General features: G+C 45.8%; 21 protein-coding genes. 2 read left to right on the top strand and 19 right to left on the bottom strand.

What is annotated here, in order from left to right; genetic code table 11:
- Positions 1–28 precede the first annotated feature (28 nt).
- The 12 genes from FRZ06_21000 to murB all read right to left on the bottom strand — a co-directional run bounded on the left by FRZ06_21000 (position 29) and on the right by murB (position 11,851).
- The gene (locus tag FRZ06_21000; protein QOX65649.1) at positions 29–439 is read right to left on the bottom strand and encodes an acyl-CoA thioesterase; all 411 of its coding nucleotides are present in this window, start codon (positions 437–439) and stop codon (positions 29–31) included.
- A gap of 132 nt (positions 440–571) precedes the next feature.
- A complete protein-coding gene (locus tag FRZ06_20995) occupies positions 572–901 on the bottom strand; it encodes a hypothetical protein (protein QOX66035.1) in 330 nt (109 codons plus the stop codon).
- A gap of 105 nt (positions 902–1,006) precedes the next feature.
- Positions 1,007–2,500, bottom strand: a complete 1,494-nt coding sequence (locus FRZ06_20990; GenBank protein QOX66034.1) for a DUF4173 domain-containing protein — start codon at positions 2,498–2,500, stop codon at positions 1,007–1,009.
- A gap of 140 nt (positions 2,501–2,640) precedes the next feature.
- The gene (locus FRZ06_20985; GenBank protein ID QOX65648.1) at positions 2,641–2,850 is read right to left on the bottom strand and encodes a helix-turn-helix transcriptional regulator; all 210 of its coding nucleotides are present in this window, start codon (positions 2,848–2,850) and stop codon (positions 2,641–2,643) included.
- Positions 2,851–2,865: 15 nt separating this feature from the next.
- On the bottom strand, positions 2,866–3,312 hold the full coding sequence (locus FRZ06_20980; GenBank protein ID QOX65647.1) for a DUF2975 domain-containing protein: 447 nt from the start codon (positions 3,310–3,312) through the stop codon (positions 2,866–2,868).
- Positions 3,313–3,523: 211 nt separating this feature from the next.
- The gene (locus FRZ06_20975; GenBank protein ID QOX65646.1) at positions 3,524–5,878 is read right to left on the bottom strand and encodes a hypothetical protein; all 2,355 of its coding nucleotides are present in this window, start codon (positions 5,876–5,878) and stop codon (positions 3,524–3,526) included.
- A gap of 171 nt (positions 5,879–6,049) precedes the next feature.
- Positions 6,050–7,003, bottom strand: a complete 954-nt coding sequence (whiA, locus tag FRZ06_20970; GenBank protein ID QOX65645.1) for a DNA-binding protein WhiA — start codon at positions 7,001–7,003, stop codon at positions 6,050–6,052.
- A 137-nt stretch (positions 7,004–7,140) separates the two neighbouring features.
- Positions 7,141–7,962, bottom strand: a complete 822-nt coding sequence (locus FRZ06_20965; protein ID QOX65644.1) for a 3-keto-5-aminohexanoate cleavage protein — start codon at positions 7,960–7,962, stop codon at positions 7,141–7,143.
- An 82-nt stretch (positions 7,963–8,044) separates the two neighbouring features.
- Positions 8,045–9,028, bottom strand: coding sequence for a YvcK family protein (locus FRZ06_20960; GenBank protein ID QOX65643.1), 984 nt, complete (start codon positions 9,026–9,028; stop codon positions 8,045–8,047).
- 80 nt (positions 9,029–9,108) lie between these two features.
- Entirely contained in the window at positions 9,109–9,957 is an 849-nt protein-coding gene (gene rapZ / locus FRZ06_20955; GenBank protein QOX65642.1) for an RNase adapter RapZ, read from the bottom strand.
- A 90-nt stretch (positions 9,958–10,047) separates the two neighbouring features.
- The gene (locus tag FRZ06_20950) at positions 10,048–10,872 is read right to left on the bottom strand and encodes a PHP domain-containing protein (GenBank protein QOX65641.1); all 825 of its coding nucleotides are present in this window, start codon (positions 10,870–10,872) and stop codon (positions 10,048–10,050) included.
- 52 nt (positions 10,873–10,924) lie between these two features.
- Positions 10,925–11,851: a UDP-N-acetylmuramate dehydrogenase gene (gene murB, locus FRZ06_20945; GenBank protein ID QOX65640.1), complete on the bottom strand. Its 927-nt coding sequence runs from the start codon at positions 11,849–11,851 to the stop codon at positions 10,925–10,927.
- Positions 11,852–12,481: 630 nt separating this feature from the next.
- Here murB and FRZ06_20940 point away from each other — a divergent pair.
- Positions 12,482–13,750 (top strand): argininosuccinate synthase, encoded by a 1,269-nt coding sequence (locus FRZ06_20940; protein ID QOX65639.1) that lies wholly within the window; start codon positions 12,482–12,484, stop codon positions 13,748–13,750.
- Positions 13,701–15,053, top strand: a complete 1,353-nt coding sequence (argH, locus tag FRZ06_20935) for an argininosuccinate lyase (GenBank protein QOX65638.1) — start codon at positions 13,701–13,703, stop codon at positions 15,051–15,053. Before FRZ06_20940 ends, argH begins: the two co-directional genes overlap by 50 nt.
- A gap of 50 nt (positions 15,054–15,103) precedes the next feature.
- Here argH and FRZ06_20930 read toward each other — a convergent pair whose 3' ends face one another.
- From FRZ06_20930 to FRZ06_20900, 7 genes are all read right to left on the bottom strand, one after another.
- Positions 15,104–15,823 carry a Fic family protein gene (locus FRZ06_20930; protein QOX65637.1) on the bottom strand — a complete coding sequence of 240 codons (720 nt, stop codon included), beginning with the start codon at positions 15,821–15,823 and terminating at the stop codon, positions 15,104–15,106.
- A gap of 259 nt (positions 15,824–16,082) precedes the next feature.
- On the bottom strand, positions 16,083–16,652 hold the full coding sequence (locus FRZ06_20925) for a 50S ribosomal protein L25/general stress protein Ctc (GenBank protein QOX65636.1): 570 nt from the start codon (positions 16,650–16,652) through the stop codon (positions 16,083–16,085).
- Between the two features lie 365 nt (positions 16,653–17,017).
- A complete protein-coding gene (locus tag FRZ06_20920) occupies positions 17,018–18,415 on the bottom strand; it encodes an oxaloacetate decarboxylase subunit alpha (protein ID QOX65635.1) in 1,398 nt (465 codons plus the stop codon).
- Positions 18,416–18,648: 233 nt separating this feature from the next.
- The gene (locus tag FRZ06_20915) at positions 18,649–19,077 is read right to left on the bottom strand and encodes an MOSC domain-containing protein (protein ID QOX65634.1); all 429 of its coding nucleotides are present in this window, start codon (positions 19,075–19,077) and stop codon (positions 18,649–18,651) included.
- Positions 19,078–19,092: 15 nt separating this feature from the next.
- A complete protein-coding gene (gene moaC, locus FRZ06_20910) occupies positions 19,093–19,620 on the bottom strand; it encodes a cyclic pyranopterin monophosphate synthase MoaC (GenBank protein QOX66033.1) in 528 nt (175 codons plus the stop codon).
- 37 nt (positions 19,621–19,657) lie between these two features.
- The gene (gene moaA / locus FRZ06_20905; protein ID QOX65633.1) at positions 19,658–20,617 is read right to left on the bottom strand and encodes a GTP 3',8-cyclase MoaA; all 960 of its coding nucleotides are present in this window, start codon (positions 20,615–20,617) and stop codon (positions 19,658–19,660) included.
- A gap of 88 nt (positions 20,618–20,705) precedes the next feature.
- Positions 20,706–22,115: an MATE family efflux transporter gene (locus FRZ06_20900; GenBank protein ID QOX65632.1), complete on the bottom strand. Its 1,410-nt coding sequence runs from the start codon at positions 22,113–22,115 to the stop codon at positions 20,706–20,708.
- Between the last annotated feature and the right edge of the window lie 14 nt (positions 22,116–22,129).

The following is a 22,129-nucleotide window of genomic DNA, read 5'->3' as shown; positions in this document are numbered from 1 at the left end:
TCAATCTATCTTGCTAATTTTCCCGAATCTATCCCTCTATAATTCTATCGTACAGTGCCCGGTTCTTATTTCTCAGCCGTACCGGTTTGAAGGAATGATCCGTAATTGCATGCTTTGTCCATCCTGTCACCAGCAACTCGCCGGTGGCCGCTCTTCTTATCTCATAATCCAGCGTAATCGTAGCGGCTTTTAGCTCAGAGATCCTTGATGTGACTTCAAGCAGATCATCATAGACCGCAGGCAGCTTATACTTGCAGCTGCATTCTGCCACGGGAAGCATGACGCCCTCCTCCTCCAGCTGGGAATAAGGATAACCGATACTGCGCAGAAGCTCTGACCTGCCTGCCTCAAACCACTTGATATAATTTGTATGATACACAACGCCCATTGCGTCAGTGTCCGCATAGATGACCCGGATTAAATTTTTATGCTCAATCATGAAGACTCCTCTCTACCGGAATTTCCATCGCGGCCATAGACCGCAACTTCCGGTTTCAGCCGCTCTTAACGTACTGATTCATCTCCATTATATACCCCTTGTCCGGATAAAAAAAGAGAAAAAAGGAAGAGCCTAAGGATAATCCTTTTTCCTATTTGCTTCGTAATATACGAAAAAGACGATGGCATTCAGAACAATGGTGACGGTAAAAAGAATGGAGGATACCGTGGCTACAGCGCCGGATGTGTCTGCAAGCGCAGACCAGTCCTCCATATCCACCCTGTATTTCACTTCATTCAGCTGCAGTTTCATCGCCAGTGAACAGGCACTGATACTCAATGCACAAAGCATAGACCAATTCTTGCGTCCTGCCTTGTTGTCCCGCAACAGAGCGAAAACTGGCAGTCCCCAAGCGATCAGACCGAAAACCAAGCTTCCAGGATTCCATAATGCATTCATAATATCGTTCTCCTTATCGCATCGGCTGCCCGTAGAAGCGAGCCTGGAAAAGACCAGTAGTACCATAGTCAACCGATGCTGTATTCAATCGTTATTTTCAGACACGCTCTAATTTGCTCCTGCCTCAGTCAGTGTGTTTCTAATCGCGTCAGCCTGGTATGACTGAAGATTAAAATCCCGGAAGGAGACTGCAGCCACCGATCCGCTGTGCTCCTCATACAGATTCCCCAGGATTGCAGCTTTAATGTCCTTCTTGAAACCCTCATCCTCAGTTTCCTGATAGAGCCTATAAAGTTCCGGTACTGCCGCATCCGACAGATATGACATCGATTCCAAATCAACAGACTCCAGTGTACCCGCCTGATACCGTTCAATATTATATTTTGCAATGAGGCCGTCAATATTCCCATAGCATAGCACCATGAATAATATCAGAAAGCTGACAAGCGCTGCCTGGGTGCCCTGAAAACTTTTGAACTGGCGCAGCAGAATGATGATAAAGAATGCAAGCAGCAGAACCATAAACCAGCTGGTGTAAACGCGCAGCTGCGTCAGCCCGTAATAGCTGATGTACATCCCCATTTTACTCATTGCAGTAGCAAGAAGTGCAATGGTAAAGATACATAAAGCGATGGTCTCTCCCCGCAAGACCTTGACCCTGTCACGCTTTGCGATCAAGTGAGCCCCGGCAATGACCGCCAGATTGATGGCGGAGACTGCGCAGAGTTCAAAAAATCCCCTCCGGGCATATTCTGCGTAAGTCATTGTTTGAGGCAGGCTGCCTTCAAATGCAGAGAATAGATAGGACGCCTGGGCCAGAAAGAAAACAAGGTAAATTAGATTCAATGCTGTCATTGCAGAATAGACGGTAACACCTGGCGCAAACCGGAAAAAATCCAGATTTTTGTTAACGGATTCCAGTGTAACGTTCCCGGTATTTCTCTGATAGCGGTTTCCATAGAGCATACCATAAAGATAGCAGGCCACCGGCAATCCCAGAATGATCTGAAACAGATATTCAAATAGATTCTCCGAAACAGAAAACCGAATATGATCAATAATGCCCTCAAATGCAGCATCTGCGCTGCTCAGCAAGGTAATTACCATCACCAGAACAGGCAGAAAGATCAGAATTCCTAGAATGCCGCTCAAAACCCCTTTTCCTCTTTTGCTCTTTGCAAACACCTGCCGGATTCCGGAAAAGCAGCCCGAAAAATTGGTGAAGGGAATCACAAGAAGCTGATAGAACATATCACTGATGGCATACAGTGATATCTTTTCTTCCAGGCGTTTTCCCGCTGTGACCAGCACCCAAAACACAAAGGCCAGCGATATAAAAATAAAGTTAAGCCCCTTGATCAATGTGATATCAAATAGAACAAAATTCACAGCAGACAAGAGAAAGACACCGGAAGCCAGAAGACCTGCTCGCGTCTGCTTGATGCCGCTGATCCGGAAGTATACTGATGCCGCCCCCCATAAAACTGCGGCAAACAAGGTTACACCAAGCCCCAGGCTGTCAATCCGGATGAGATTCCAATACAGAAAACCGATGATAAGCATCCCGAAGGCCAGCACGATATCCGCTGTCTCAAAATGCATGGGCTCGGGCTTTCGAATCCCATAATACGTATGGGGCTCTTTCATTTCCCCCGTCTTTTCTCCATTTATGGGCTCCTCTGGCCCCGGCTTTGTTTCGTTCATAACTCCGTTCGTTCCCCCTGATAATTCCCCGTTCATTTCTAATCCTCCTTGATATACTCTAAAATATCCCCCGGCTGGCAGTCCAGCACCTTGCAAAGCTCCTCCAGTGTGGAAAACCGGATGGCTTTTGCTTTATTGTTTTTCAATATGGAGAGGTTTGCCGGCGTAATTCCGATTTTATCGGAAAGCTCCCCTGCCGAAATTTTTCTCTTCGCCATGATGACGTCGAGGTTTACCCCAATGGCCATGCCCAGTCCCCCTCTCTATATCGTAAAATCATTTTCATTTTTGATGGCCACCGCCTGCTCAATGACATTCTTCACAACCCTGAGAATCAGCCCGAAGAATGCTGCCGCAAAAGCAATAAACACAAACATTAAATAGTAGAAACCCGATGCAAGCAAGATTCCCGAAACTGCAAAACTACACCAGGAGATCATACGGAGCAGCTTGACATTCTTTTCAATGAAAACCTCTTTCTTCTTGATGTTGGCAAGAAGCTTATTGAGAGACAGCATGGCAATCAGCCCAGGCACAGCACAGGCATAGATGGTAACGATCAGCGGCCGTACCACCGCCGGATCTTTCGCCGCATAGCCCACATATCCGTTTACCAGATACGGAGCGGTCAGTATGATGCCAATGACAATGCCGATGGTAATTTTCGTGCAAACGGATGAAGCAATCACTGATTTATTGGGATTCCACATTCTAAAGATTCCTTTCCTTTGATCAAAAGATTTTATATCAGATTCTGATTTCAGGATTATTATATCTAGCAGGTTATTGTATGTCAATATATTTTTATCGTTTATCAATAAAAATATGCTGTATATCAATAAAAAACCGGGTGGTTCAGAAGAACCGCCCGGCAACAAACCTTTTTTCATTTCTATCAAATCGCCTAATTATGATAGGCATCTATTCATCATATCCGAGATAGTACATCGCGTTTGCCATGAGTCCGAAGCTCGATGGGGTGTAACTGCGGAAGGTGGGTTCAATACCAAAAAGTACTGCATCGTAATCAGCATTTGTATCCCGCAGAATGACAGGAGCGCCCGAAGCTGCCGCTGGATCCTTCCAGAACCCTGCCAGATACAGATTCTCTTTGCTGAAGCTTGCCGCTACCGCAGCCTTATCCGAAACGGAATCAAACCAAATCGGACCATAAGCAAATACCGTCTTGCCATTTCCATATCCATAAGTAATTGGATCGTCTGGATTTCCATTTATGATGCAGATCCCGTTTTCCGCTGTCTGTCCGTCATGCTCTGAGCCGGTAAATTTGTATTTCGCCTGCAGCTTTCCTGCAGCTTCGTTGACTTTGGCTCCTGCATAGCCTACGCCGATAAAATCATGAGCCTTGGCAAAATTAATGATCTCCTTCTGCCCGACTTCGTCCAGGGACCAGGTAACACCAGTCGCCTCATAGCTGTCATCCCAATAGCTCTGGGTACCACTGATGACCAGATTGGTAAAGCCGTTCGCTTCAAGGTCATAGCCGTTGTTAATTTTGTAATAAGGCACAGCGGTCACATTAAAACCGAGTTCCTTCATCATGGTTGCAACGCCTCCGTCATTTCCCAGAACTGCTGTTTTGGAAAGCTTCACAGGGAGGAGTTTTCCTTCGATCTTATCCACACCCTGAACATTGATTGCGTATTGACCTGCCAGCTGGCGCAGCATCACAGCTGCTTCTTTCTTTGCCGGAATGACAAAAGTACCGGTTGGATAGGAACCGCTGGCAGCACTCATTCTGTAAACCGGAATACCATCCTTAACAAGAGTATTGACGGCACGGTATGCATCGTTGTTTTCAACCGCAATTGCATAGTTAGCAGCGCTCCCCTCTGCCATGGAACCTGCTGGTGCAGCAGCCTCCTTAACCGCTGTCAGATTAGCCGCAAACGGTTTGTTGACAACAATCGCATCAAAGCCGCAAAGCTGCGGGAAGGAGTAGGCAGAAATGTCGTACATCGCATCAACCAGCACGCTGACATCTTCACCCTTCCATAGCATTGTATTTGCAAGGCCGCGCAGTCCCTGCTTCATGGGAACGACATAGGTTCCCGCCGGATATTCTCTGCCGTCAGCGGTAAATGGCTGATCCGCCTTTTTCACCACCACCTTATTGTTCAGAAGATGGGTGATCATGTTTGCCGCTTCCAGAGAATCCTGCTGCATGGCCGCATCCATGGGGATGACGTAAGCCTCTGGGAACGTGATATCCGTTTCTACCGAGAGCCCTTTTACACCTCTTTCGTAAATCTGGAATTGATTGTCCAACAGACTGTTCTTATTGTCCGATAGATATTTTAAAGATGCATAACATGCAGTATATGCGGTATTAATGCCCTGCTGGTTCGGGAATTTCACCTCCAGAGTATGTCCGATGGCACCGAGGTACATGAAATACTGAGGTGTAAAAATCGGAGGATAATCGTCCCAGCCATCTTCCCACACCTTGAGAGGGATATCCACATCCCGTTTCGTCAGAGCTGTGATGGCCGAAGCGATGGCCTCTGCATGAGGAAGGGCATATTTTAAAGCAAGATCATATTCATAATTCGGATTATGAGGAATGGTACATGGTTCCAGCAGCACGTTGTCACTGCCCATGAAGCCATGCAGATCCAGCATTGCTGTCGGAAACCACTGGGTTGCGATGTTATCTACCACAGCCTTGACCTCTGGCTGACTCTGGGTGATATAGTCCCGATTCAGGTCGGTTCCTGACCCGTTCTCACGATGTCCGGAGGCTCTTCCATCGGGGTTTTGACAAACGTTAATCAGAACCACACAGTTCTTCAGAATTTGTTTTGTTTCAGCGCTGTTGTCCGTCAGAAGTTTTTCAATCAACTTCAGTACGCCATCCGTTCCAGTTGTCTCATTGCCGTGAATGCTCGCATTAAAGAATACAGGAATCCGCATATCACTGTTTTTCAGCGCTTGCCTTGCTTTTTCAGGAGAATTGACAGCACCCTGCATAAAGTCCTTGTATTTGTCCAGATTTTTCATTCCCTCTTCGTCGGAAATTGTGACCAAGTAGAGCTCCCTGCCTTCCAAGGAACGGCCGATTACCTCATAGTTCATAAGTGCCGGATTCTTTGCCGTTAGCAGCTCCAGCCGATCCTTCAGCTCGGAATACAGCACCGCATTCCGAGGCAGTGGGTACTCATCGCCTTCCGGTGCGGCGAAAGCCGTAAGAGTACTGCAAATCAGGAGCAAGATAACAATAAGAGACAATATGACCTTGTACTTTTGTTTTCTCATACACGTTTCCTCCTAATATCATAGATAGTAATCAGGGAATATCCGAGACATGTCTACAGCAAATGCACGCCCCATTTTATAGATAGAAAACGATATTACTACCATATTAAAAAACGGACTACCCCTAACTACAGTATTCCTTTCCAGCAGAAAATATGTATGTCATAGCAATTATGATTGGACAGCTCGTATTTTCTCCGCAATTTCTTCCAGTTTTTTAAATCGGTGGTTGATTCCTGATTTGCCGATGGGAGGGTCCATCATCTCCGCTAATTCGATAAGCGATGCCTCCGGGTTTTCCAATCGAAGCTCTGCAGCAGCCTGCAGCTTCTCCGGCAGCGAGGCAAGTCCTCTGACGCTTTCTATAAGCCTGATATTATCCATCTGCCTGGCAGAAGCGTTTATGGTTTTATCTAAATTTGCACTATCGCAATTGTTAATTCGATTGGTTTTATTTCGCATTTCCTTCATGATCCGCACGTTTTCAAAATCCAGCAGCTGCCCATGGGCTCCAAGGATATTCAGAAAGTCGATAATTTGTTCGGCCTCCTTCAGATAGACAACATGGCTGTTCTTGCGAACCACTGATTTGGAATGAAGTCCGAAGCTGTTGACCAGCTTTTTCACATCATTGCTCAGAATTTCGCTGTTGCATACGATTTCCAGATGATATGCTTTCTCAGGATCGCTGATGGTTCCTGCTCCCAGAAAAACCCCTCTCAGATAAGCTTTTCGGCAGCACTTTGTTTTGATTAAGTCAGAATAAATTCCGTCACTGATATAGTTGCAGCCCTCTCTAACCATGAGGATTCCCGTCTCTCTTAGGATCTGTTCTGCATTCATTGCGGAATCGATGGTCAGCTCATAATAATGGCTTTTTTTCAGAATGTTGGTCTTGGCGATGACCAGCCCAGCATTGGTTCCGAAATAAGCTCTGATCAATTTTTTGAAATGCCTTGCTACGGCAGGATTTTCCGTCAATAGCACCACATTGATCTTTCCGCCGCCGGAGAGCTTAATCGTTCCGCACATACGGATAAAACCGGCAATTTCGGCCAGCTTGCAGCATTTTTTTTCAGATTCAATTCGTGCGATTTCATTTTTCGTTGTTGCGGAAAACGACATATGCAGCTCCTGTCAATAAGGCACACCTTACGGGGATGTGTTCCCCGCAAGGTGTGACAGTGTAATATCTTATGGTATTGTAAATTGCTATGTTAAGTTTGATCCATGCCGTTTTACAACAGGGAAAGTATCTTTCATTATTTGCTGATGCTGAGGATTCTTCTGGCTTCCGCAGGGGTAGCAATTTCTCTTCCCAAAATATTGGCAAGCTTGACAACTTTCTCAACAAGTTCCCCGTTGTTTTTTGCAAGAACGCCCTTTTCCAGATAAAGGTTGTCCTCAAAGCCTACTCTGACATGGCCGCCCATGATGATTGCAACAGCAGCCATCTCAAACTCATGACGGCCAATCCCCGCAACGGTCCAGGTACTTCCTGCCGGGATACTGCCCACCATAAATACCAGGTCTCTGACGGTAGCCGTCATCTGTACACCAAGAACGAAGTCAAAATGCAGCGGTTCCACCAGCAATCCCTTTTTATGTGCTTTCATGGCGATATCAATCATTCCCTTATCAAAGACCTCAAGTTCTGGCTTAATGCCTCTTTCTTTCATGATCTTTGCAAAATTGAAAATCGTATTATCTGTATTGATAAAGATTTCGTCTCCGCCGAAGTTTAGAGTTCCGCAGTCCAAAGTTGCAAATTCCGGTGCAGGTACAATCTCTGTTGATTGCAGACGCTCAAGATCCGTCATGCCAACAGCGCCTCCCGTTGAGGGCTGTACAATGACATCAGGGCATTCTTTCAGAATTGCTTCTACGCAAACCTGAAATCTATCCTTGCTCTGCGTCGGTGTACCGTCATCTTCTCTTACATGAAGATGGATGACAGATGCTCCAGCATCGTAAGCAGATTTTGCCTCCCTGACGATTTCTTCGACGGTATAGGGGACTGCAGGATTATGATCCTTTGTCACCTCTGCACCGCAGATCGCCGCTGTGATGATGAGTTTTTCCATTTGTTTGTTCTCCTTTAGATTAAATAAATGCAAGTCCAAATTCCTTGTATAGTCGGAGTTGAACCCGCTCCCAAATGTATATCTAGTCGCTGAGCAGGCTGTAGAGCACGCTCGCGATTCGATCCGCGTCATGTCGGATATATCCTTTTTTTACTTCTGCAAAATTATTCTCGATAAGAGAGATCCCGAACTCCTTGAGCCTGAATCGATCTTCTGCAGTGGGTATAATCTGCTCGGCTCCATCCTCACTGTATGGTTTCAGCGTTTCTTCGTCAATCACCGTATTATTTGCGATGACATATTCAATGACTCCGTCCCCCAGATAGCGGGAGGCTTTTTCAACATGATCCCAGACGGTGAAGTGATCCGTTTCGCCGGGCTGGGTCATCATGTTGCAGATGAGGATCTTTCTGCCTGAAGCCTGCCTTATTGCGTCAGCGACACCTTCAACAAGGAAATTGGGAATAATGCTTGTAAACAAGCTCCCCGGACCCATGACAAGAATGTCTGCGTTATGTATAGCCTCAATTGCGCCCTTTGTGGCAGTAGGGTTTTCCGGTATCAGAAAGACCTTTTGGATCGGGCTTCCCTGCCGAAGGACCTCTGGCTGAATCTGTGATTCTCCAAAGACCAGCGCGCCGTTTTCAAGCTTTGCGCCCAGCCGGATATCCGTACCGGTCACGGGCAGTACCTGACCCCTTACTCTTAAAATTTCATGGGTCTTGGCAACAGCTTCCTCGAAATTGCCGCAAATCCCATTGAGTGCTGCAATCAGCAAGTTTCCAAAGCTCTGCCCTTCCAACATTCCTTCTGTAAAACGGTATTTCAAAAGCTCGAGCATCAGCCCCTCTTCATCTGCCATGGCAAGGATGCAGCTTCGAATATCTCCGGGAGGAAGCATCCCAAGGTCTTCCCTCAAAACACCGGATCCGCCCCCGTCATCGGCAACCGTTACAATCGCCGTAAGTTGATCCGTAATACGCTTCATCCCCCGCAGGATAACGGATAGGCCGGTTCCCCCACCGATCACTGCAATTCTCGGTCCGGCATAATTCTCATTAATCATTGTTTTCCCTTTCTAAGAATGTGCTTTTCTAAGGAAGCACTGATTTTATGGAGATGCGCACGGAAGGAATCAGCGCTTCGCTAAAGATCCCTGTGGACTTTGATCACGCGCTTTCCCTCTTCCAGCAGTCTTTTTGTAAATTCGTTTGCCATTGCAACCGACCTGTGCTGTCCGCCGGTACACCCAAAAGCAACAACCAGATGGGATTTGCCCTCCCTGCTGTAAAAGGGGATCAGCCGATTGATCAGATCATGAACTGTGTTTAGGAACTCCTGAGCTTCCGGAAATTTGAGCACATAGTTACTCACTTTCTCACTATTACCGGTCAGCTTTTTCATGCTTTTCAAATAGTACGGATTTGGTATAAATCTCATATCAAAGACGATATCCGCATCCAGCGGCATTCCGTTTTTGTATCCGAAGGACTGCACGCTGATGGTAAAGCTAGATCCGCATTCTTCTGTCCCAAGCAGTTTTTTGATGGTTTCATTCAGCTGGGCAGTCTTCATGTTGGAAGTATCAATAATGAAATCTGCGATCTTTCTGATTTCCAAAAGTCTCTGCTTTTCCGCCGTGATCCCTTCTAAGGTATTGCCCGCACAGGCAAGTGGATGGGTTCTTCGGGTTTCATTGAACCTTCTGATGAGGATTTCGTCAGACGCCTCAAGAAACATGATTTTATATTTCACCCCAGCATGATTCAGCTCTACCAGACCCGATTTCAGGGCATCAAAAAATTCGCCCCCTCTGATGTCGATCACAAAAGCTGCCTTTTCAATCGACACTTTATCTCTCATGATCAGATCAAGAAAATTCTTGATCAAGACCGGCGGCAGATTATCGATACAGTAGTATCCCATATCCTCCATGCAATTGACTGCCTGGCTTTTTCCAGCTCCCGATAATCCTGTTACGATAATTACATCCACTGTTTCAACCTCGTTTCATCTTTTGTATTCATCTTCTGAATACGGTGCTCTATTCTTCTGCATTCTTCTATTCTTGTATTGCTACAGTTATCAAATATCTCTTACAATTAGATTTTCAATCCGCTCTAGGTCCAGACCCGCAGCGATACTTCTTTCCACAGCTCCCAGGCAGTCTCCGATACGATCCGGCGTATGCGCATCGCTGCTGATTGCGAATCGAGTGTCTGATTTTGCAGCTTGTTTGATTCCCTCAACCGTAAGCCAGTCATGCCAGGTACTGATTTCCATCAGAGTACCCCGTGCTGCACATGCTGCTGCAATTTCGGCGATATCGAATACGCCCTTGTCTCCGGGATGAGTCAGTATTTTAATCTCATTTTCATAGATCGCTCGAACCACCAAATCTGTATTATGCTTCAGCTGCTTTTTCGTGCTTCTGTGAAACCATCCTGTCAGTATAAAGTTTCTGGTATGGAGACCGAGAGCCTGCACCGGCTTTTCTCCAAAGACGCCAAAATGGTATCCTGCGAGGAGATAGTCCAGATGTTCAAGCTCCTCCGGCAATACGTCCAGACGACCGGAGGGGTTGATTACATTTGCCTCTACGCCCAGTAGAATTTCGATCTGCGGATAGAATGGCTTCAGCCGATCAATCTCATCCCGCATCACCGCAATATTCTTCCGTTTCACCCCGTAGGTAACGTGCCCCGGGCCATGATCCGATATCCCGATGGTCTTCAGTCCTCTTGCCACCGCTGCTTTTACGTTATCTTCAATGGAGCCCTTCCCGTGGGAAAAGGTGGTGTGGGTGTGCAGATCATAGGACAGCCTATATTTATTTTCAGATTGATCCTTCATCAATTTTGTCTCCTGTTTATTTTCAATTTGTTTCCGAGTTAGTTTATATCGCATCATTCAATCTATATCGCATCATTCAATTTATATCGCAAAATCGACTGGTATCGTGCTATCGTTTTAAATCTTCTCCAACAATTCTGACCTCAGGCTCCAGTAGTACGCCGGAGTTCTCAAACACGGTACTGCGGATCACTTCCATGAGGTTTACAATATCGGAAGCAGTGGCTCCGCCTCTGTTGATGAGAAAGCCTGAGTGAAGCTCTGATACCTGCGCGCCTCCCAAAGACAGCCCGCGCAGACCCGCATCCTGGATCAACTTTCCGGCAAAGTGGTTAGGAGGGCGTTTGAAAAAGCTCCCCGCACTTGGATAGGATAGCGGCTGCTTCTCTGTTCTTCTGGCAGTAAGTTCCTTGATCCGGTCTGAGATCTTCTCCTGATCGCCCTCCTTCAAAAGAAAGCACGCATTCAGCAGAACATCTCCCGTCCTCTGAAAAATGCTGTGTCGGTACGATAGTTCCAGTTCATCCTTGCTCAGCCGAAAGATACGCGATCCGTCTTTAGACAGGACCTCTGCGCTCTCGATAATCATGGACATTTCTCCATCATATGCACCGGCATTCATGTATGCTCCACCACCTACGGTACCGGGGATGCCCGATGCGAATTCAAACCCGGCAAGGGAAGCATTGCAGGCCTCTCGGGCCACTGTAGAAAGAAGCGCTCCTGCGCCTGCGGTAATTCGGCTTCCTTCTGTTGTCACATCTTGAAAGCCTTCCCCCATTCGAATGATGACGCCCCGGTATCCCCCGTCTTTCACCAGCAAATTGGAGCCATTTCCCATAATAAGATGCTCCACTCCGCTGCGGCTTACAACATCCAGTGCTTTCATCAACTCGTCCCTGTCTTTAGGTATGATCAGTAGATCTGCTGTCCCGCCTGCTTTAAAAGATGTATATTCCTTCATAGGTGCATCAAGCACCATTCTATTTTTATCTATCAGTAGTAATAATTCCTCGTAAATTTTGCTGATATTCAATCCTTTTCCTCCATTCACCGAGATCACTCCGGACGGCAAATTAACGCCCGATCCGAGTACCCCCTTTTGACAGAAGGCTACCTTTATTATATATAAAAAAAATACCAAAGTAAACCGGATAAAATGGGGCCGATTCCAGCTGCAGAACACTTCTGGTTACGATTACAGCCTGCTCAGTGAGAAGAGCTGTTGGTTACTGCCCCATCGGCTGTCGGTAGGGCCACAAGCAATGCCTTCTTCCCAGGCTGTGAATCGTAACCGCTTGTTATCATCTGGCAACGAAACATTTGAACCGGTTTGAATTCGGGCAGTCAAGATTATTATATGTCAAAGGTGCCATTTTCATTTCAGTTCTTTTCAGCTCTGTCTTAAAGGAACACAAGCATAGAGTAAATCTATCGATATGCTTACCGGTCTGATGGTCCTTCTGGCTGTTGTTCAAGCCCTTCCGTGCATAGAACTGCATAAATATTAAATATTATGTATAAATATTTATTTTTCTATTGAAATCCGTGAATTACAGTGGTATACTCTTTTCAATAACCAGAAATCAGGCTAAAGCTCCCAGCAGCAGCTCGGACTTGACTGCCGCGGGAAATAACAATAGATGCCCAGAAGGAGGAAATCAAAATGGCAAAGGAAAAGGTAGTATTAGCATATTCAGGCGGTTTGGATACTTCAATCATATTGACCTGGCTGAAAGAGAATTATGATTACGAGGTGATCGCAGTCTGCTGTGATGCCGGACAGGTAGAAGACTTCGACGCAGTGGAAAAGAAGGCTTATGCAACAGGCGCTTCCAAATCTTACATCATCAATATTCAGGAAGAATTTATTACAGACTATATCTGGCCTACATTGAAAGCAGGCGCAGTGTACGAAAACGATTATCTGCTTGGAACCTCAATGGCAAGACCCCTTATGGCAAAGAAACTTGTTGAAGTAGCCGAAGCAGAAGGTGCGTTTTACATATGCCACGGATGCACCGGAAAAGGAAATGATCAGGTACGTTTTGAGTCTACCATCAAGGCTCTGAATCCTGCCATTAAAATCATCGCTCCCTGGAGGATGTGGGACTTCTCCTCCAGAGAAGACCTTTTGGCTTATGCAGAAGAACACAACATCCCCGTTGCCCAGTCCAAGGAAAAAATCTACAGCCGCGATCAGAACATCTGGCATATTAGCCATGAGGGCGGAAACCTGGAAAATCCTTGGAATGAACATCTTGATGACATTCTGGTAATGAGCGTAGCTCCTGAGGATGCTCCTGACAAACCCACTTATGTTGACATCGATTTTGAAAAAGGTGTTCCGGTAGGCTTGAACGGCGAAAAGCTGTCTCCGGTTGCACTCCTCACCGAGCTGAATAAAATCGGCGGTGAAAACGCAGTGGGCACCATTGACATTATTGAAAACCGTCTTGTGGGCATGAAGTCCAGAGGCGTTTATGAAACACCCGGCGGTACGATTCTGTATAAGGCCCATACCGATCTGGAAAAATTAATTCTTGACAGAGATACCATGGCGTATAAGAATATAGTAGGTCAAAAATACGCACAGCTGGTTTATGACGGTCTCTGGTTCACGCCTCTGAGAGAAGCAATTGACGCTTTTGTCAACGTAACACAGGAAGAGGTTACCGGTACGGTCAAAATGAAGCTCTATAAAGGGAATTGCCTGCCTGTAGCTTCCAAATCCGAAAACTCCTTGTATAGTGAAGAGTTTGCTACCTTCAGCAAGGATGAGGTATATGACCAGAAAGACGCAGAAGGCTTCATAAATCTGTTCTCCCTGGCAATGAAGATCAGAGCCATATTGAAGCAGAACAAGCAAGGAGGAAAAAAAGCAGATGAAACTTTGGAAAGGAAGGTTCTTAAAGGCGGAGAATTCGTTGGCTGAGGAATTCAACGCATCCATAGAAACCGACCGCAGATTATATAAACAGGATATTACAGGCAGTATCGCACACGCGAAAATGCTTGCAAAACAAGGAATACTCAGTAAAGATGAGGCTCTAGCAATAGAGTCCTCTTTACTAGAGATCTTAAATGACATTGAAGCCGGAAAGATTGAATTTACCATCGAGCAAGAAGATATCCATATGAATATCGAAAGCATCCTCACAGAGCGAATCGGGGCGGTGGGAAAGAAGCTCCATACCGCAAGAAGCAGAAACGATCAGGTTGCCGTAGATATTCGCCTCTATCTGAAGGAAGAAATCACTCAGATCACTGCCCTGCTGAAAGATCTGAATGACACCCTCACAGAGCTTGCCAAGGCTCATCAGGATACGGTGATGCCAGGCTATACCCATCTTCAAAGAGCACAGCCTGTGACGCTGGCCTTCCATTTGACAGCCTACCGGGAAATGTTCCGCAGAGATATCAGAAGGTTTGGCGACTGTTATGAAGGAACCGATTCCCTGCCCTTAGGCTCCGGTGCTCTGGCAGGAACCACCTATCCTACCGACCGAGACTATCTGGCAGAGGAACTTGGCTTTTCAAAGATCTGTATCAACGCCATGGATGCTGTAAGCGACAGGGATTTTGCCTTGGAGTTTTTAAGCTGCTGCTCCATTGCCATGATGCACCTGTCCCGCTTCTGTGAAGAATTGATCATCTGGAGCTCCGCTGAATTCCGCTTTGTGGAAATCGACGATGCCTTCAGCACAGGAAGCAGTATCATGCCGCAAAAGAAGAACCCGGATATGGCCGAGCTGATCCGAGGAAAGACCGGACGGGTTTACGGAGATCTGATGACCCTGCTCACCATTATGAAGGGGCTCCCCCTCGCATACAACAAGGACATGCAGGAGGACAAAGAACCGGTATTTGACGCCGGCGACACCTTAAAGGATTCCCTTCGGATCTTCACTCAGATGATCGCAACCATGAAGGTTAACAGTCACGTGATGGAACAGGCTGCAAAGTCAGGTTTTATGAACGCTACCGACGCTGCAGATTATCTGGTCGGCAAAGGACTTGCCTTCCGTGACTGTCACGAAATCATCGGCCGCCTGGTGCTGTATTGTATCGAGCAGAATAAGGCCATTGAGGAGCTGACCTTGGAAGAGCTGAAAGGCTTCTCGGAGAAATTTGAAGAAGACATCTTCGAAAAGATCGACATTCGCGCCTGCATCAGTGCAAAAAAATCAAAAGGCTCCACGTCCTTTGAGAGCGTAGAGCAGATTCTTTCAAACTAGCGTGATGCAGATCGTTTCAAAATAACATTAGCGTAGATCCCAGAACGACATTACTGATCGGCGGTAAGCTGCATCATAATTTCCAGCTTGTTGTATACACCTCTTTCGAGAGATTCATACAAGGGCTGGATTTCTTCTTTTTTGAGATAGCTTTTTATGGCACTGTAGTATTCCGATTCGCTGAGGTTCAGCATAATTGGAGGATACCCGTTTCGGATCAGTTCATAATACATAGCCATTCTGGCCACAGCCTCAGAATGGGTCTCAAAAGGATAGATTTCAACGAGTTTGTTGTGAAGGTACGCTGCCCGCAGTATGGGATTGCTCTCAAAGTCAGCTTCACAGAGCCACTGAAAAAGAATATCCATCTGCTCTTCAATCTCACTGGGATGAGGAGGGTTGTATTCCAGCATAAAAAGTACGGGATTGGTCCTGCGGTATTCCTGTTTTACCGGATCTGACAGAATCTGATAAAAGCGGAACAGATAGGACTCATTGAGGTCAATGTCGAGCTCAGCCATATCGTACGCAAGACGGATGGCGCTTTGATAGATTCCCACCTGAGAGTGATCCTTGACGCTGACATTGATCAGGAATTCTCCTTTTAGGATTTTTTGCACACTGGTTTTAGCGATGCTGCTTCCATCAAGCCGCATTGAAGTATAAATCCAGTCCATCAGATTTAACTCTTCTATGTATTCTGCTGTTTCTAAGGTGTAAGGTTTTCGATTCTCGAGGATAAGCTTTTTCTTTTTAATTTCCCGAAACACGTTCCATCACCGCCTTCTCTGGGTACCTTCCCTTAAATTATGTTTCATTGTAACATAATTTTCCTCTATATGGTATACTAATCGCATCAACTGGAACATTCCCACCAAAATATGAGAATATAAAATGCTCCCCTCCAGGTAGACAAGTGAAAAAATAAAGCTTGTTACCTTGAGGGGAGCATGTTTCATACATGGTTTTGAGGGCAAGTTTGCCCATTATCTGCGTTATCCACTCAGCAGCATCGGAACGACTGACGTGCTAAGATTCTTTTTGAGACTGCACGGTAGCGCGGTTTTTATCATTGATTCTCAGGATAATGCTATCCAAATCAACCTGAAGATCGATTTTCTCGTCTCGTAATTCTGGAATGTCAGCGACTGTTATAACACTGCCAACCCGTATACCTTCAAGATCAATCGTTATGGTGTCTATCATATCAGCAGGAAGAGATGCATAAGGAATCTCAAGCATAATCCTTTCCAGTATCCCTGCTATTTTATCCATGTTTTTAAGCAGGATATGAATCACGCTGTTGACTTTCTGATCTGCTCTGAGAGCTTGAAAGCTGATGTGAAGGATCTCCTCACTCAATGTGTTTTGCTCTTTTTCTTTAATTTGTACCGGGATGACCTGATCATCAAGAGTAAGCCGCAGCTTGCTGCCCTCCCTCTTTAGGCGAATCAACTTGCGTGCGGTTGCTTCATCAATTTGAATTGATATTGACTCCTGCAGCGTTCCACCAAAAATATTGCCCGGCACAAATCCAGATCTCCTCAACTGCTTGGCCTTTAGCGATGTGTCACGTTTTTGAACTCTGATGTTATCCATGTTTTTTTCCTCCTAGGTTTAATTTATTGGATACTATTTATATTTCAATCTACATCGTGCAGATTGAACGCCATAGCTTTCCCTATACAGCTAGGCTGCATCACCTGATGACAAAAACGCAGATATAAATTCAGGCAATCTTAAAACCAAAGTTTCAGTCTGTCAAGATGCTAGCTGGCGGTATAGGTGATAATAATATAAAAGAAGGGCCTTTTAGACAACACCATACGGTGGATACCAAAAGCCCTTCTTGTAAAGACGGTTCTTTTTTTATTAATATATAAGTAGTATAACATAGATAAATCGAAAGAGCAAACCTAGCCAGAAAATGGTTCCATCGGGTCCCCCTTACTTTTTACTCTATATTAAACCGGATATACCATATCCTCTTCATTCAGCAAAGTCGAATCAATCTGATACCGCTTTGCATTTCGATATTTGAAAAATTCCACTGAAGGTCCCGGGAACAGCGCTCTTGTGAGAACATCCTCATCCTGCTCCACATACTGAGCAACCTCTCTCAGTGTCTTCTCTAATTCCGGTTCGATGAGATCCGCCGGTCTGCAGGTAACTACCTCTTCGTCCCCGATAATCTTCTTTACGATTTCATCTTTAATCGGAACGGTGGTCTTGCCGTACATACCCTTTACAAGCTGTTTCACCTCATTAGGTACCATCTTGTATCGCTCTCCCGTTACGATATTCAATACCGCTTGTGTTCCTACGATCTGACTGGTAGGCGTCACAAGTGGCGGATAACCCAGATCTTCACGAACTCTCGGAACCTCTTTCAATACTTCCTCGAATTTATCCATAGCATTGGACTGTTTCAGCTGAGAAACCAGATTGGAAAGCATTCCTCCGGGAACCTGATAGATCAGTGTATTGATGTCCACGCCCATCAGTTTAGGATCGAGAAGTCCGCTGGCAATATATTTCTCTCTGATTGGGCGGAAATACTCCGCAGCCTGATTCAGAAGATCCATGTTCAGTCCAGTATCATACTCCGTTCCTTTGAAAGCATAAACCAGCGGCTCTGTAGGTGGCTGGGAGGTTCCTTCCGCAAATGGCGAAAGCGCCGTATCAATAATATCCACGCCTGCTTCTGCAGCCTTCATATACGTGAGACTCCCAAGTCCACTGGTTGCATGAGTATGAAGTTCAAGCGGAATCTTGATTTCCTTTTTGATCCGTTTGACCAGTTCATAGGTGTTATATGGGCTCAGCAAACCGGCCATATCTTTGATACAGATCGAGTCTGCACCCATCTGTTCAATTTCCTTGGCAAGCTTGATGAATACTTCATCGGTATGGGCAGGGCTGATGGTATAGGAAATGGTTCCCTGTGCATGCCCGCCGTATTTTTTTGTAGCTTCGATAGAACGCTGGAGGTTTCGGGTATCATTTAATGCATCAAAGATACGAATGATGTCAATTCCGTTGCTAATGGCTTTGTTTACGAATTCATCAACAACATCATCAGCATAGTGCTTGTATCCCAAGAGGTTCTGCCCTCTCAGCAGCATCTGAAGTTTTGTATGCTTCACATTTTTCCGGATAATTCTGAGACGTTCCCATGGGTCTTCGTTCAGAAATCTGAGGCAGGCATCGAAGGTTGCGCCTCCCCATACTTCCATTGCATGATAACCAACTCCATCCAGAAGTTCCAGTGCTGGAAGCATTTCATCCGTGGTCATACGGGTAGCAATCAACGATTGATGTCCGTCTCTCAAAATTGTTTCCGTTATTTTTACCTTTGCCATTTCATCCTCCATTTTCACATATTTTCGTTAAGAAAGCGCTGATGAACCAACGTTTTTTAACGCGTATCGAAAAAAACGCTGCTTTCATCGGGCCGGCTTTTCATCCGGGGAGGAAACAGCGTTTCCTTAGAATTCCAGGTGATTTAATCCATTATATAGTAGTATAATCGATAAAATCAATAGTAACCTCTAAATGTATACAATATTAATGACCAAGTTTAAAATCCTTTATATTATACGAGCTCGATGCTGTCCCCTACCCGAACAATTCCGCCCTTGATAACCTTTGTAAAAATTCCTTCCAGCGGCATAACACAAGTTCCGGTTTGTTGTTTGATTGCGCAGCCGGTATGACATTCCTTGCCGATTCTCGAAACCTGCTGAAGGGTCTCACCAATTTTCAACATGGTGCCGATGGGAAGAGTTTTCAGCTCAATCCCTTGGGTTGTAACGTTCTCAGCGAAAGCTCCCGCTGCTAAGGTTAGTCCCATCGCTCTCATCTTATCAACGCTCTCGTCAGCCAGAAGGCTTACCTGTTTGATCTCGTCCAGACCGCAATGTGCATCCCCTTTGATTCCGCCCTCAATAAATTCAGCCTCTGAAACCGGCAGCTTGATCTGGCCAGTCTTGTCACTGGTATTAATGGATATTACTTTTGCCATGATGTTATCCTCCTTTTATTCAGCTCTATCATACTCACCTGTAAAGTCTCCGGATTTTCCTCCGGTTTTTTTTACAAGTCTGATATCCGTGATTCGCATCCCTCTGTCTATGGCCTTGCACATATCATAAATCGTAAGCGCCGCAACGGAGACCGCATGCAGTGATTCCATCTCTATCCCGGTCTTTCCGATGGTGCTGGCACTGGCTTCTATATGGACTGCAGAATGTTCTTCATCAAGAACAAAATCCATTTCTATACCTGTAATGAATATATTATGGCACATCGGAATCGCCGATGCTGTGTTTTTTGCTGCCATGATTCCCGCAGTTTGTGCAACGGAAAGGACATCTCCCTTGGCCAGCGAACCAGCCTTAATCCGCTCCAACGTCTCCGGCTTCATGTAGATACTGCCCTTTGCCACAGCCACTCTGGCGGTGTCTTGTTTCTCTCCCACATCCACCATTTTGGGCCGTCCGTTCTGATCAATGTGGGTCAGCTCTGCTTCACCGATGCAGGCCGGTTCATCTTGATCAATTTGCATCATCTGATTTCTGTCGTTGTCAGTGGTTTCCTTCACCTTAGCCTCCGATCCGGTTCATTTCCCGTTCAATGGGTTTACCGCCGCTGTTTAGTTCATGCTGCTCTCCCTTTTGGAGTATGGCCTGCCGCAAGGTCTCTTTCAGGAGTTCATGATCTTTTAACTGCAGAATTTCGTTGAGATCGATCTCCTGATCGGTATGTAGACAGGGTTTCAATTTTCCATCGGCTGTAAGCCTTATCTTGTTGCAATCTCCGCAAAACTGCCTGCTCATAGGACTGATAAATCCAATATTGCCTTGAGCCTCAGGGTATCGGTAAAGATCTGCAACTCCGTCTTGTCGTTTCAGCGGAATCAGACTTGGTAGCTTAGTTTTGATCTCATCACAAGAGAGATAGCGGTACCCGCTGCTGAATGCAGCTTGTCCAATGGGCATAAGCTCAATAAATCGAATATCCAGCGGATGGTTGATGGTTAGCTGAACAAAGTTCAGAATTTCATCGTCGTTGAAGCCTTCCATGGCCACAACATTGAGTTTTACGGGCGTCAGTCCTGCGGCAAGGGCTGCATTTACCCCTTCAAAAACCTCATCCAGGTCGCCGCCTCTAGTAATTTCTTCGTACTTATGGTAGAGCAGGGAATCGACGCTGATATTCACTCTGCTCAAGCCTGCCTTTTTTAAAGCTTCTGCCTGTCCGGCGAGCAATGTACCGTTGGTGGTCATAACCAGCTCCTTGACCCCCTCCGTCGCTGCAAGCTGCTCGATGAGGCTTGCAATCCCTTTTCTCGCCAGGGGTTCTCCTCCAGTTATGCGAAACTTTGATATTCCCAGCTCCGCTGCTGCCTTTACAATTCTTTGGATGTCTTCAAATGTCAGAATTTTATCATGTCCGAGATTTTCAATACCCTCTTCAGGCATACAGTATTTACATCTCAGATTACACCGATCGGTTACGGAAATTCTCATGTAGCTTATCTCTCTGCCAAAACGATCCTTCATAACGTCCCCCATACTAGTTTTTGCTGAAATTTGTCTGATCTCAATATTTACCTGTATTCTTTCATTGTACTGAATGAAATGCATTCCGTCAATTCCGATCTCTTATTCCTTCATGGATATCTCTTTTCAGCCCGTACCCATACACGGATCGATATTTCCGAAGCATAAAGACGGAAAGAGCAAATGTCGTAATTTCAGCAAATGCCACCGTCATCCAAACGCCGTTGATTCCAAAGAAATGAGGCAGCGTCAGCGCCCCTATCAAAACCATGATAAGTCCCCGGCTCATAGCAACAAGTGCAGAGATGACCCCGTTGCCGTATGCGGTGAAGAAACCTGATACAAAAACGTTAATTCCATTGAAGAGAAACGCCACCGACAAAAATCGAATTCCTACAATTGCAATATGATAAACCTCTGTATCCGGCTTTGCAAAGGCCCCTGCAATCAAAGGTGCATCCAGGATCGCCAGCAGCGAGACACAGAAAGAGGAAACCAATACAAAAACGCCGGAATATCTGAGAAACTGATTGACCTTGAGGTACTCCTTCGCCCCATAATAAAAGCTGATCAAGGGAGCGACTCCTGTAATAAAGCCTAAATGAATCGAGATCAGAAGGTATTGGGTATTCAGTACAATGCTCAGAGCCGCTACCCCGTCCTCTCCAGCCATTTTTAAGACGATTCTGTTGAAGACATAGACCGTTACAGCGGTTGAGGACTCGGATACCATTTCCGAAGACCCGTTTACGATGCTGTCCTTTAGATAATTAAAGTCCCATTTGGGCCAAACAAATTTAAGTTTTGTTTCCTGGGTTGCAAAATAAATCAGGCCCAGCAGGAGGACAGTGAGCTGTCCTGCAGCGGTAGCCCAGCCTGCCCCTTCAATGCCCCAACCCCAGCAGACCAAAAACAAATAATCCAGAACCAGGTGGACAATCCCGCCCGATACATAGAGAAACAGCGTAAATCCTGGTCTTCCGTCCACCCTGATGAAATATTCCAGCAAGACCCCCAGAAACGCCGTCGGCAGTGCAAGAATTAAAATCCAGCCATAATCCATACAGTAAACCTTCAGCGTCTCATTAGCTCCAAGAAGTTCAATCAGCTCCTCAAAAAACGTCAGCCCCAACACGGTAAATAGGACTCCCAGCCCCACAGAAAAGATGCAGATGAGAGAAAATTTTTCATTTGCTTCCTGCTGATTTCCCTCACCCATTCTCATTGCCACAATTGCGCTGGATCCTGCGGCCAGCATGATGGAGACGCCCCAACCGAAGCCGGAAATGGGATATACAATGCTGATTGCCGCCAGTGCGTCTGAGTTGACATAATTTGCAACAAAAAATGCATCGATCAAATAATATAATGCGATGAAAACAAGCATGATTACCGATGGCGTAACATAGCTTGCAAATCTTCTTACCGTTACACCCTTATCAAATATATGTTCCATAATAACCTTCCTATCTATCAATCTGCATAATGACACACCCATCCCTCCAGCCGGAT

The sequence above is a fragment of the Clostridiales bacterium genome (assembly GCA_015243575.1).
Taxonomy (GTDB): domain Bacteria; phylum Bacillota; class Clostridia; order Peptostreptococcales; family Anaerovoracaceae; genus Anoxybacterium; species Anoxybacterium hadale.
The sequence above is the reverse complement of the archived record's forward strand: the minus strand, read 5'-3'. Positions and strand labels throughout refer to the sequence as shown.